Here is a 12,742-nt window from a genome sequence, read left to right as displayed (position 1 = left end):
GCTCAGGTGCGCCGCGTGCTGCGTTTTTTCGCCGGCGCGCGCGCAGCCGGCAGCGTGCCGAGCTGCTGCAGGATCTGCGCCTGGCCGTGCGCGCGCAGGTAATCCTCGAACGCCAGCGCCACCTGCGGCAGCTGCCGCGACGCCAGGTGCATCACGTACCAGTCGCGCACCACGGGATTGCCCGGCACCGGCAGCACGCCCAACAGGCCCGCGTTCATCTCGAGCACGCAGGTGTGCATCGACAGGAAGGCGATGCCGAAGCCCGCGGCGCACATCTGCTTGATGGCTTCGTTGCTCGACAGCTCGGAGCCGATGCGCAGCGGCAGTCCCTCGTCCTTGAAGAAGCGTTCGACCGTGGTGCGCGTGCCCGAGCCGCGCTCGCGCACCAGCATGCGCGTGTCCGACAGCATGGCAAGCGTGGGTTTGGGCGCCAACATCAGCGGATGGGAGGGCGCCGCGAGAAAGGCCATCGGGTGCTTGGCGAAGGCGCTCGAATCGGTCTTCAACTCCGCGGGGGGGCGACCCATGATCGCGATGTCGATCTCCTGGCCCGCGAGCATGCGCACGATCTCGTCGCGGTTGCCGACCTGTAGCTTGACCTTCACCTTCGGGTGTTCCTTGGCGAAGTTCACCAGGATGGGCGGCAGCAGGTACTCGGCCGTGGTGATGGCGCCCACGCGCAGCGTGCCCGAGAACACGCCCTGCAGCATGGCCATTTCGTCGCCCGCCTCGCGCCACAGGTCGAGGATGCGGCCGGCATAGCCCGCCAGCAATTCTCCCGCCTCCGTCAAGCGAATGCCGCGGCCCGTGCGCTGCAACAGCGGCGTGCCGGCCGACTCCTCGAGCGTGCCGATCTGAATCGATACCGCGGGTTGCGTCAGGTGCATTTCGTCCGCAGCAAGTGAAACGCTGCCGAGCCGCGCCACGGCATGGAAGGTGGCGAGCTGGCGAAAGCTCGCGTGCTTGGATAGAGGCATGAAGTGATATTAGGTTTGACAAATGTGAATGTCAAAAGATTTAATTTTTATTTATCTGTCATGCGGCCTACATTCACTTCACCGACAGCACCAAACCCCTTCACTCGAGAGGCACTCCATGGGCAACATGAACGAAGCAATCCAGATCACCGACGCCAAGAAGCGCTACTCGGCCGGTGTGCTGAAGTACGCGCAAATGGGCTATTGGGACGGCGACTACCAGCCCAAGGACACCGACATCCTCGCGCTGTTCCGCATCACGCCGCAAGACGGCGTGGACGCAATCGAAGCTGCTGCGGCGGTGGCCGGCGAATCGTCTACCGCGACCTGGACCGTGGTGTGGACCGACCGCCTGACCGCCTGCGACATGTACCGCGCGAAGGCCTACAAGGTGGAGCCGGTGCCCAACAACCCGGGCCAGTATTTCTGCTACGTGGCATATGACCTCTCGCTCTTCGAAGAGGGCTCCATCACCAACGTGACGGCTTCCATCATCGGCAACGTCTTCAGCTTCAAGCCGCTGAAGGCCGCGCGGTTGGAAGACATGAAGTTTCCGGTCGCCTACGTCAAGACCTTCCCTGGCCCCCCGACCGGCATCGTGGTGGAGCGCGAGCGGCTCGACAAGTTCGGCCGGCCTCTGCTGGGCGCGACCACCAAGCCGAAGCTTGGGCTCTCGGGCCGCAACTACGGCCGCGTGGTGTATGAGGGCCTGCGCGGCGGCCTCGACTTCATGAAGGACGACGAGAACATCAACTCGCAGCCGTTCATGCACTGGCGCGATCGCTTCCTGTTCGTGATGGACGCGGTCAACAAGGCCAGTGCCGCCACCGGCGAGGTCAAGGGCAGCTACCTGAACGTCACGGCCGGCACCATGGAAGAGATGTACCGCCGCGCGCAGTTCGCCAAGGAGCTGGGTTCGGTGATCGTGATGATCGACCTGGTCGTCGGCTACACGGCCATCCAGTCGATGAGCCACTGGTGCCGCCAGAACGACATGATCCTGCACCTGCACCGCGCGGGCCACGGCACCTACACGCGCCAGAAGAACCACGGCGTGAGCTTCCGCGTGATTGCCAAGTGGATGCGCCTGGCCGGCGTGGACCACATCCATGCGGGCACGGCGGTGGGCAAGCTCGAGGGCGACCCGATGACGGTGCAGGGCTACTACAACGTCTGCCGCGACACGCACACCAAGGTCGACCTGCCGCGCGGCATCTACTTCGACCAGGACTGGGGCGCGCTGCGCAAGGTGATGCCGGTGGCTTCGGGCGGCATCCATGCAGGGCAGATGCACCAGCTGCTTGACCTGTTCGGCGACGACGTGGTGCTGCAGTTCGGCGGCGGAACCATCGGGCATCCGCAGGGCATCCAGGCCGGCGCCACGGCCAACCGCGTCGCGCTCGAAGCCATGGTGCTGGCGCGCAACGAAGGCCGCGACATCGCCAACGAAGGGCCACAGATCCTGCGCAACGCGGCCAAGTGGTGCACGCCGCTGGCGGCCGCGCTCGATACCTGGGGCGAGATCTCCTTCAACTACGCATCCACCGATACGTCGGACTACGTGCCGACACCGTCGGTGGCCTGAATCCCTGAATCCGTTCCCCCCGTTCCGCAGTTCTCCAGGAGCAACAGACATGCGAATCACACAAGGCACTTTTTCCTTCCTGCCCGACTTGAGCGACGAGCAGATCAGCCGCCAGATCGAGTATTGCCTGGACAAAGGCTGGGCCATCGGCCTCGAATACACCGACGACCCGCATCCGCGCAACACCTTCTGGGAGATGTTCGGCAACCCGATGTTCGACATCAAGGACGCGGCCGGCGTGATGCTCGAACTCGCGTCCTGCCGCAAGACCTTTCCGCAGCAGTACATCCGCGTGACGGCGTTCGACTCGACGCACGGCACCGAGTCGGTGGTGATGTCCTTCATCGTCAACCGTCCTTCCAACGAACCGGGCTTCCGCCTCATCCGCACGGAGGAGCCGGGCCGCACGATCCGCTACAGCATGGAGAGCTACGCGGTGCAGGCGCGGCCCGAAGGCAGCCGGTACTGAGCGAAACCGGCCGCAAGCACATTGCCAGAGGCACGCATGGACGCCACAGAAACCCCCGCCACCCCGGCCGTTGCCACGGCGCCGAAGCAGCTCTTCGAGTCCTCGGGCGTGAAGGCGCTACTCGACCAGCTCGACGCCGAGCTGGTCGGACTGGCGCCGGTCAAGGGCCGCATCCGCGACATTGCGGCGCTGCTTCTGATCGACAAGCTGCGCCAGGAGCAGGGGCTGCAGTCTCAGCCGCCCTCGCTGCACATGTCGTTCACCGGCAACCCGGGCACCGGCAAGACCACGGTGGCCATGCGCATGGCCGAGGTGCTCAAGCAGTTGGGCTACGTGCGCAAGGGCCACCTGGTGGCGGTGACGCGTGACGACCTGGTGGGGCAGTTCATCGGCCACACGGCGCCCAAGACCAAGGAAGTGATCAAGAAGGCGATGGGCGGCGTGCTGTTCATCGACGAGGCCTACTACCTCTATCGGCCGGAGAACGAGCGCGACTACGGACAGGAGTCGATCGAGATCCTGCTGCAGGTGATGGAGAACCAGCGCGACGACCTGGTGGTGATTCTCGCGGGCTACAAGGACCGCATGGAGACCTTCTTCAGCAGCAACCCGGGCATGGCCTCGCGCATTGCGCACCACATCGATTTTCCGGACTACAGCGAGGCCGAGTTGATGCAGATCGCGCAGCTCATGCTGGGGCGGCTGAACTACAGCTTCGATGACGGCGCGGCTTCCACCTTCTCGCGCTACGTGAGCCTCAGGCGGAGCCAGCCGCACTTTGCCAATGCGCGATCGATCCGCAATGCGCTCGACCGCATCCGGCTGCGCCACGCCACGCGGCTGTTCGGCAGCGAGCAGGCCCTGACGCGCGAGCAGCTCTGCACGCTGCAGGCGCAGGACATTCTTGCGAGCCGCGTCTTCAATCCTCCCGCCGAAGGAGCCCAACGATGAGCATCGAAGCCCTCGTATTCGACGTCGACGGCACCCTGGCCGACACGGAGGAAGTCCATCGCATGGCCTTCAACCTCGCGTTCGAAGAGCTCGGGCTCGGCTGGCATTGGACGCAGGCCGAGTACCGCTCGCTACTGGCCGTCACGGGCGGCAAGGAGCGCATGAAGACGTATATCGATTCGCTGCCCCTCCGCGCATCGGAAAAGAAGCGGCTGCACGAGCGGGTGCCGGAGATCCATGCGGCCAAGACGCAGCACTACACCGACATGGCGCGGCGCGGCGGCATCGAGCTGCGCCCCGGCGTGCTGCGTTTACTCGACGAAGCCCAGGACGCCGGCTTGCGGCTGGCGATTGCAAGCACCACCACGGCCGCCAACATCGATGCGCTGCTACAGGCCACGCTGGGCCCTCGCGGCCTCGCGATGTTCGACGTGATTGCCTGCGGCGACCAGGTGCGTGCGAAGAAGCCGGCCTCCGACATCTACCTGCTGGCGCTCGACACGCTCGGCGTGCCGCCCGAGCGCGCCATTGCGATCGAAGACTCGGTCAACGGACTTCATTCGGCCCTTGATGCCGGGCTCTGGACGCTGGTCACGCCCACTTTCTGGACCGAGAGCAGCGATTTCAGCGGCGCGGGCCTGGTGCTGCCCAGCCTCGGCGACCCCGCGCAGCCGCTGCCGGGGGAGCCCGGTGGGCACCTGTCGTCTTCTGCGTGGCTCGGGGTCGAGGAACTGCTGCGGTTGGCCAGCGTGGCCCCGCCGATCAATGCCGTGCAGGCGCTTTACCGAGAGGACAGCTAGATGCAGAAAAACCAGACCACCATGCGGATCGCGCCCAGCCTGCTGTCGGCCGACTTCGCGCGGCTCGGCGAAGAGGTCACGGCGGTCATCCAGGCCGGGGCCGATCTGATCCATTTCGATGTCATGGACAACCACTATGTACCGAATCTGACAATCGGTCCGCTGGTGTGCGAAGCCATCAAGCCGTACGCGACGGTGCCGATCGACGTGCACCTGATGGTCAAGCCGGTCGATGCGCTGATCCCGATGTTCGCGCAGGCGGGCGCTTCGATCATCTCGTTCCACCCCGAGGCCAGCGAGCACATCGACCGCACGATCCGGCTGATCACGGCCAGCGGCTGCAAGGCTGGCCTGGTGCTCAACCCCGCCACGCCGCTGCAGGTGCTTGACCACGTGCTGGACCAACTCGACCTGGTGCTGCTGATGTCGGTCAATCCCGGCTTCGGCGGGCAGAGCTTCATTGAAAGCGTGCTGCCGAAGATCGAGGCGGTGCGCCGCCGCATCGATGCCACCGGGCGCGACATCTGGCTGGAGGTCGATGGCGGCGTGAAGCCCGAAAACGCCGCGCGCATCGGCGCTGCGGGGGCCGACACGCTGGTGGCGGGCTCCGCGGTGTTCAGCGGCGGCCGCTACCGCGACGCCATCGATGCGATCCGCACCCAGGCATTGCAGGGTCGGCGCGACATGGAAGGGCGTTCCGCATGACAAAAGACCTGAGCGGCATCGAGGCGATCGCGTTCGACCTGGACGGCACGCTGGTCGACAGCGCACCGGACATCCGTGTGGCCCTGAATGCCGCGCTGGAAGAGGCGGGGCTTGAACTTTTCGACCTCGACACGGTGCGCGCATGGATCGGCGACGGCCCCGATGCGCTGATCCTGCAGGCGCTCCGGCGGCAAGACCTCGGCGGCAGCGAGGCGTTGCGCACGCGGCTGCGCAAGGCTTTCGACGCGGCCACGCTGGCGGCCCCGCTGAAGCACGGCAGCGTGTTTGAGGGCATTCCCGAGCTGATCGCCGGCCTGCGCCGTGCGCTCCCGATGGTGGTGGTCACCAACAAGCCGACGCCGCTGGCACGCGCCGTGCTGGATGCAGCCGGCCTGTTGCAGCCGATGGCCGGGGTTTTCGGTGCCGACGCGGCTGCGCAGCGCAAGCCCGCGCCTTTTCTGCTGCAGGCCGCGGCACGCCAGCTGGGTGTGGAACCCGCGCGAATGCTGATGGTGGGCGACGGCCCGGCAGACCTGCTCGCCGCGCAAGCGGCCGGCTCGCCGGCGGCGCTGGTGGCGTGGGGCTATGGCGGCCATGCGGCTGCAGATGCGGCCGCTGTGGCACCCGCCTGGCGAGTCGCAACGCCGCAGCAGCTGCTGTTGACGGTGCGCGAGTCGCGCGCCGTTCGCCGGGATGAAGAAACGACGACAACGACTCGATATTGAAATCAACCAGGAGACGATCATGCCCATAGCAGGCAAGGCCACGCTGACCCAATACATCATCGAGGAGCGCCGCCGCCACCCCGGGGCCACGGGCGCGCTGAACGCGCTCATTACCGACGTCTCTCTTGCCTGCAAGGCGATCTCGCGCAAGGTGGCGCTCGGCGCCCTGGGCGACGTGCTGGGCAGCGCCAACACGCAGAACGTGCAGGGCGAGGAACAGAAGACGCTCGACGTGGTGAGCAACGACATGTTCCTGCGCGCCAACGAGTGGGGCGGCCACGTCGCGGGCATGGTGTCGGAAGAGCTGGAAGAGCCCTACCTGCCGCCGCGGCAATACCCGCGCGGCAAGTACCTTCTGCTGTTCGATCCCCTCGACGGTTCGTCGAACATCGACGTCAACGTGGCGGTGGGCAGCATCTTCTCGATCTTGCGCGCGCCCACGCCAGAGGCCGATGCGAAGCCCGAGGACTTTTTGCAGCCGGGCACCGAACAGGTCGGCGCGGGCTACGCGATCTACGGTCCATCGACCATGCTGGTTCTGACCCTGGGCAACGGCACGCATGCCTTCACGCTCGATCCGCAGCTCGGCGAATGGGTCCTGAGCCATCCGAACCTGCGCATTCCGCGCAATACCAACGAGTTTGCGATCAACGCGTCGAACAGCCGCTTCTGGGAACCGGCCGTGAAGCGCTACGTCGACGAATGCCTGGCCGGCAAGGAGGGCTCCCGCGGCATCGACTTCAACATGCGGTGGATCGCCTCGCTGGTGGCCGAGACGCACCGCATCCTGATGCGCGGCGGCGTCTTCATGTACCCGCGCGACAGCAAGGAGTCGGGCCGGGACGGGCGGCTGCGGCTGCTCTACGAAGCCAATCCGATCTCCTTCCTGATCGAGCAGGCCGGCGGCATGTCGAGCACCGGCCGCAGGCGGCTGATGTCGGTCGAGCCGGAGTCGATCCACCAGCGCATCGGCCTGGTCTTCGGCTCCTCCGAAGAGGTGGCGCGCGTGGAGGCGTATCACAACGAGGCGCCGCAGGACACCTACCAGGCGCCGCTGTTCGGCAAGCGCGGCCTCTTTGCAACGGCCGCTTGAAAAGCAGCAGGGCACCCACACACACCGGGGCCGAGCCCGAACGGCCCCGAAAGAATTTCTTTATCTCTCCGAGGCCACCATGTCAGCCAAACATCCCATCGTTGCCATCACCGGTTCGTCCGGCGCAGGCACCACGTCCGTCACGCGAACCTTCGAGAACATCTTCAGGCGCGAGAGCGTCAAGGCGGCCATCGTGGAGGGCGATAGCTTCCACCGCTACGACCGCACGTCCATGAAGGCGGCCATGGCCGAGGCCGAGTCCGCCGGCAACCGGAACTTCAGCCACTTCGGCGAGGACGCGAACCTGTTCGCGGAGCTCGAGGCGCTGTTTCGCGACTATGGCGAAGCGGGCTTGGGCCAGAGCCGCAAGTACCTGCACGACGCCACGGAGGCGGCGCCCTACAAGCAGGAGCCCGGCACCTTCACGCCGTGGGAAACGTTGCCGGACAGCGAGCTGCTGTTCTATGAGGGCCTGCATGGCGGCGTGACGACGGAAAAAGTCGACATCGCGCGCCACGTCGACCTGCTGATCGGCGTGGTGCCGGTGATCAACCTGGAGTGGATCCAGAAGCTGCACCGCGACAAGAACACGCGCGGCTATTCCACCGAGGCCGTGACCGACGTGATCCTGCGTCGCATGAACGAGTACGTGCACTACATCTGCCCGCAGTTCACGCGCACGCACATCAACTTTCAGCGCGTGCCCGTGGTCGACACCTCCGACCCGTTCATAGCGCGCACCATCCCGAGCCCGGACGAGAGCCTGGTGGTGATCCGCTTCGCCAATCCGATTGGCTTCGACTTTCCGTATCTGCTGAGCATGCTGCACGACTCGTTCATGTCGCGCGCCAACACGCTGGTGGTGCCGGGCGGAAAGATGGAGCTCGCCATGCAGCTGATCTTCACGCCGATGATCCTGCGGCTCATGGAGCGGCGCAAGAAGTCGTACGCGATCTAGCGGTCGCACCTCCCTAACCACAGGCTCCCATACACACCAACAAACAACAACCAGGATCTCAGGCATGACGACTGAAAACCTCGCCTTGCGCACGCAGTGCGCCAACGCCATCCGCGCGCTGGCCATGGACGCCGTGCAAGCCGCCAATTCCGGCCACCCGGGCATGCCGATGGGCATGGCCGACATCGCGGAGGCGCTGTGGCGGCACCGGCTGCGGCACGACCCGGCCGACCCGCGGTGGATGAACCGCGACCGCTTCGTCGTCTCGAACGGCCACGGCTCGATGCTGCTGTATGCGCTGCTGCACCTGAGCGGCTATGCGCTGCCCATCGACGAGCTGCGGCGCTTTCGGCAGCTGCATTCGCGCACGCCGGGGCATCCCGAAGTCGGTGTCACGCCGGGCGTTGAGACCACGACAGGGCCGCTGGGGCAGGGCATCAGCAACGCCGTCGGCATGGCCCTGGCGGAAAAGCTGCTGGCTGAGGAATTCAACCGGCCGGGCCATGAGGTGATCGACCACCGCACCTATGTCTTCCTGGGCGATGGCTGCCTCATGGAAGGCATCAGCCACGAGGCGTGCTCGCTCGCGGGCACCTGGCGCCTCAACAAGCTGGTGGCGTTCTACGACGACAACGGCATCTCGATCGATGGCGAGGTGGGCGGCTGGTTCAGCGACGACACGCCGGCCCGGTTCGAGGCCTACGGCTGGACCGTGTTGCGCAACGTCGACGGCCATGATGCCGCGGCGCTCGACGCGGCCATCGCCCGGGCCATCACCGCGGACCGGCCGGTGCTGGTGTGCTGCAAGACGCGCATCGGCCAGGGCTCGCCGAACCGCGCCGGAACCGCGAAGGCGCACGGCGAGGCGCTGGGTGATGCCGAGATTGCGCTGACGCGCGAGGCGCTGGGCTGGAACGCCGCGCCGTTCGAGGTGCCGCCTGCGATTGCCGAGGCGTGGTCGGCGCGCGAGTCGGGCGCGGCGCTGCGCAAGGCTTGGCTGGAGCGCTTTGCCGCGTATGCGGAGGAGTTTCCGGTGCTCGCGCGCGAGCTGGTGCGGCGCCATCGCACCGATGCACCGCTCACCGCGCAGGTCGAGGCGGCATTGGCATCAGCCACGTCGAGCGCGGAGCGGCGCAAGGCCTCCGTGGCCACGCGCAAGGCTTCGCAGGTGGTGCTCGACGAGGTCGGGCCCGCGATGCCGGAACTGATCGGCGGCTCGGCCGACCTCACGGGATCGAACCTCACGGACTGGAAGGGCCACCGCGCGCTCAAGGGCACCGGCACCGGCAACCACGTGCACTACGGCGTGCGCGAGTTCGGCATGGCGGCCATCATGAACGGGCTGGCACTGCACGGCGGCTTCCGTCCTTTCGGCGGCACCTTCCTGACCTTCTCCGACTACGCACGCAACGGCGTGCGCATGTCGGCGCTGATGAAGCTGCCGGTGGTTTATGTCTTCACGCACGACTCCATCGGGCTCGGCGAAGACGGCCCGACGCACCAGCCCGTGGAGCATGCATCGAGCCTGCGGCTGATTCCCGATGTCGATGTCTGGAGGCCGGCCGATGCCACCGAAACGGCCGTGGCCTGGCGGCAGGCGCTGCGCCGCATGGATGGGCCGAGCTGCCTGCTGCTGACGCGCCAGGCGCTGCCGCATGCGGGCGACGGCGAAGAGCGCATTGAATCCATTGCACGCGGTGCCTATGTGCTGCGGCGCCCGGAGGCCGAGTGCGTCGCGCTGCTGGCGAGCGGCTCCGAAGTCGGCGTGGCATTGACCGCTGCCGCCTTGCTGGCAGAGGAGGGCATCGAGGCGCGCGTGGTGTCCGTGCCGTGCATGGACGTGTTCGAACGGCAGGACAAGGAATGGCGCCACGCAGTGATTCCGCGCCACCTGCCGCGCGTGGCGGTGGAGGCAGGCAGCACCGGCCTGTGGTGGAAGTACGTCGGTGAATACGGCGACGTGGTCGGGCTCGACCGCTTCGGCGAATCGGCGCCGGCCGGCGAACTCTTCAAGCTGTTCGGCCTCACGGCCGAAGTGGTGGCCGAGCGCGCGCGCCGGCTACTGGCGAACGCCGCGCTGGTCCACGTGAAAGAGGCCGCATGACGTTCAACACGCTGTACCAGATCGACCTGCGCGGGCAGCGCGTGTTCATCCGCTGCGACCTCAACGTGCCGCTCGACGCCACCGGTCGCATCAGCGACGACACGCGCATCCGCGCCAGTCTGGCCGGCATCCGGCATGCGCTTTCGCAAGGGGCGCGGGTGATGGTCACCTCTCATCTGGGCCGTCCGAAGGAAGGCGGACTTGCCGACGGCGAATCGTTGGCACCGGTGGCAGTACGGCTCGGCGAATTGCTGGGCGCGCCGGTGGCCTTGGTCGGCGACTGGATTGAACGGCCCTTCGACGTGGCGCCGGGGCGCGTGGCGCTGCTCGAGAACTGCCGCGCGAACGTAGGCGAGAAAGCCAACGCGGAAGACCTGGCGCGGCGCATGGCGGCGCTGTGCGATGTGTACGTGAACGACGCCTTCGGCACCGCGCACCGCGCCGAAGCCACTACCGAGGCGCTGGCCCGGCTTGCGCCCGTGGCCTGCGCCGGGCCGCTGATGGCGTCGGAACTCAATGCGCTCGGCCGTGCGCTCGCAAATCCTGCCCGGCCGTTGGCGGCGATCGTCGGCGGCTCCAAGGTGTCGACCAAGCTGTCGATCCTGGAGTCGCTCGCCGCGCAGGTCGAATGGCTGGTGGTCGGCGGCGGCATGGCCAACACCTTCCTGCTTGCGGCGGGGCATCCGGTCGGGCGTTCGCTGTGCGAGCCCGAGATGGTCGAGACGGCGCGCGCCGTGACCGCGGCACTTTCGGCGCGAGGTGCGCGGCTGTTCATGCCGACCGACGTGGTGACCGCCACCGAGTTTTCAGCGAGCGCGCGCGCAACCGTGAAAGCCGTGGCCGACGTGGCGCCGGACGACATGATTCTCGACTTCGGTCCCGAGTCGGTGGCCCAGCTCGTCGCCGTGCTCGGGCAGTGCAAGACCATCGTCTGGAACGGTCCGCTGGGCGTGTTCGAGATCGAGCAGTTCTCGCACGGCACGCGCACGCTGGCCAATGCCATCGCGCGCATGGACGCGTTCTCGCTGGCGGGCGGCGGCGACACCGTGGCGGCCATCAACCAGTTCGAGGTGGAGGAGTGCATCGACTACGTCTCCACCGCGGGCGGCGCGTTCCTCGAGTTCCTCGAAGGCAAGAGCCTGCCGGCCGTCAAGGCGCTGCAGGACCGCCGGCACTGACGCGCCCCGCAATTCAATTTCCAACATCCACAGGAGCTTCCCCATGGCCATGATTTCGCTGCGTCAATTGCTGGACCACGCTGCAGAGCACCAGTACGGCGTGCCGGCGTTCAACGTCAACAACCTGGAGCAGATTCAGGCCATCATGCAGGCCGCGAAGAAGACCGACAGCCCGGTCATCCTGCAGGCCTCGGCGGGTGCGCGCAAATACGCGGGCGAGCCGTTCCTCCGCAAGATGGTCGAGGCAGCGGTCGAGATGTACCCCGATATCCCGATCGTGATGCACCAGGACCACGGCGCCAGCCCGTCGATGTGCATGCAGGCCATCCGCTCGGGCTTCACCAGCGTGATGATGGACGGCTCGCTGATGGAAGATGCCAAGACGCCCGCCAGCTACGACTACAACGTGGATGTGACCCGCCGCGTGGTGGAGATGGCGCGCGCGGTCGGTGTCTCGGTCGAGGGCGAGCTGGGTTGCCTGGGATCGCTCGAATCAGGCATGGCCGGCGAGGAAGACGGCAGCGGCGCCGAGGGCGTGCTTTCGCACGACCAGCTCCTGACCGATCCGCAGCAGGCGGCTGACTTCGTCTCGCGCACCGGCGTGGATGCACTGGCCATTGCCATCGGCACCTCGCACGGTGCCTACAAGTTCAGCCGCAAGCCGACCGGCGACATCCTCGCGATCGATCGCATCAAGGACATCCATGCGCGCATTCCGAAGACGCACCTGGTGATGCACGGCTCTTCGTCGGTGCCGCAGGAATGGCTGGCGGTGATTCGCGAGTACGGTGGCGACATCAAGGAAACCTACGGCGTGCCGGTGGAGGAGATCCAGGAAGGCATACGCCACGGTGTGCGCAAGGTCAACATCGACACCGACATCCGCCTGGCCATGACCGGTGCCATGCGCCGCGCCATGGGCAGCGACCGCAGCGAGTTCGATCCGCGCAAGTTTCTGAAGGAGGCCACGGCGGCCGCGCGCGATCTCTGCATCGATCGGTTCCAGGCTTTCGGCACGGCCGGCATGGCGGCGAGGATCAAGCCCGTGGCGATGTAGCGGCTCCAGCTTCCGGGTCCTCCGCGCACCTGGCCGTCCGGTGCGGGGCTGGCTGGCTGGCTGGCGCTCCAGCATGACAAAAGCCCTAGGCTTTTCGGGGCCGTTCCAGTACTTATCGAAGGAGAAGGAAAGGACATTCC

12 protein-coding genes are annotated in these 12,742 nt (G+C 66.6%); 11 read left to right on the top strand and 1 reads right to left on the bottom strand.

Features of this window, described 5'->3' with window-relative positions; translation table 11 throughout:
- Positions 1 to 2: 2 nt before the first annotated feature.
- A complete protein-coding gene (locus BLR24_RS00820) occupies positions 3 to 977 on the bottom strand; it encodes a LysR family transcriptional regulator (RefSeq protein ID WP_093011239.1) in 975 nt (324 codons plus the stop codon).
- Positions 978 to 1,104: 127 nt separating this feature from the next.
- On the opposite strand from BLR24_RS00820, the gene BLR24_RS00815 reads away from it, so the two are divergent.
- The 11 genes from BLR24_RS00815 to fba all read left to right on the top strand — a co-directional run bounded on the left by BLR24_RS00815 (position 1,105) and on the right by fba (position 12,602).
- Entirely contained in the window at positions 1,105 to 2,562 is a 1,458-nt protein-coding gene (locus tag BLR24_RS00815) for a form I ribulose bisphosphate carboxylase large subunit (RefSeq protein ID WP_327198106.1), read from the top strand.
- A gap of 49 nt (positions 2,563 to 2,611) precedes the next feature.
- A complete protein-coding gene (locus BLR24_RS00810; protein ID WP_055796143.1) occupies positions 2,612 to 3,031 on the top strand; it encodes a ribulose bisphosphate carboxylase small subunit in 420 nt (139 codons plus the stop codon).
- 36 nt (positions 3,032 to 3,067) lie between these two features.
- Positions 3,068 to 3,982 carry a CbbX protein gene (cbbX, locus tag BLR24_RS00805; protein WP_093011236.1) on the top strand — a complete coding sequence of 305 codons (915 nt, stop codon included), beginning with the start codon at positions 3,068 to 3,070 and terminating at the stop codon, positions 3,980 to 3,982.
- Entirely contained in the window at positions 3,979 to 4,782 is an 804-nt protein-coding gene (locus tag BLR24_RS00800; RefSeq protein WP_093011233.1) for an HAD-IA family hydrolase, read from the top strand. Before cbbX ends, BLR24_RS00800 begins: the two co-directional genes overlap by 4 nt.
- Positions 4,783 to 5,487: a ribulose-phosphate 3-epimerase gene (gene rpe, locus BLR24_RS00795; RefSeq protein WP_093011229.1), complete on the top strand. Its 705-nt coding sequence runs from the start codon at positions 4,783 to 4,785 to the stop codon at positions 5,485 to 5,487.
- Complete coding sequence (locus tag BLR24_RS00790; protein WP_093011226.1) at positions 5,484 to 6,212, top strand: HAD-IA family hydrolase; 729 nt, start codon at positions 5,484 to 5,486, stop codon at positions 6,210 to 6,212. The genes rpe and BLR24_RS00790 overlap by 4 nt, the downstream gene beginning before the upstream one ends.
- A gap of 19 nt (positions 6,213 to 6,231) precedes the next feature.
- Positions 6,232 to 7,305, top strand: coding sequence for a class 1 fructose-bisphosphatase (locus tag BLR24_RS00785; RefSeq protein ID WP_055796158.1), 1,074 nt, complete (start codon positions 6,232 to 6,234; stop codon positions 7,303 to 7,305).
- 79 nt (positions 7,306 to 7,384) lie between these two features.
- Positions 7,385 to 8,263, top strand: a complete 879-nt coding sequence (locus BLR24_RS00780) for a phosphoribulokinase (RefSeq protein ID WP_093011223.1) — start codon at positions 7,385 to 7,387, stop codon at positions 8,261 to 8,263.
- A gap of 64 nt (positions 8,264 to 8,327) precedes the next feature.
- Positions 8,328 to 10,367: a transketolase gene (gene tkt / locus BLR24_RS00775; RefSeq protein ID WP_093011220.1), complete on the top strand. Its 2,040-nt coding sequence runs from the start codon at positions 8,328 to 8,330 to the stop codon at positions 10,365 to 10,367.
- Entirely contained in the window at positions 10,364 to 11,545 is a 1,182-nt protein-coding gene (locus BLR24_RS00770) for a phosphoglycerate kinase (RefSeq protein WP_093011218.1), read from the top strand. Before tkt ends, BLR24_RS00770 begins: the two co-directional genes overlap by 4 nt.
- A gap of 43 nt (positions 11,546 to 11,588) precedes the next feature.
- Positions 11,589 to 12,602, top strand: a complete 1,014-nt coding sequence (fba, locus tag BLR24_RS00765) for a class II fructose-bisphosphate aldolase (RefSeq protein ID WP_093011215.1) — start codon at positions 11,589 to 11,591, stop codon at positions 12,600 to 12,602.
- Positions 12,603 to 12,742: the final 140 nt, after the last annotated feature.

The sequence above is a fragment of the Variovorax sp. OV700 genome (assembly GCF_900099805.1).
Classification (GTDB): domain Bacteria; phylum Pseudomonadota; class Gammaproteobacteria; order Burkholderiales; family Burkholderiaceae_C; genus Variovorax.
The sequence above is the reverse complement of the archived record's forward strand: the minus strand, read 5'-3'. Positions and strand labels throughout refer to the sequence as shown.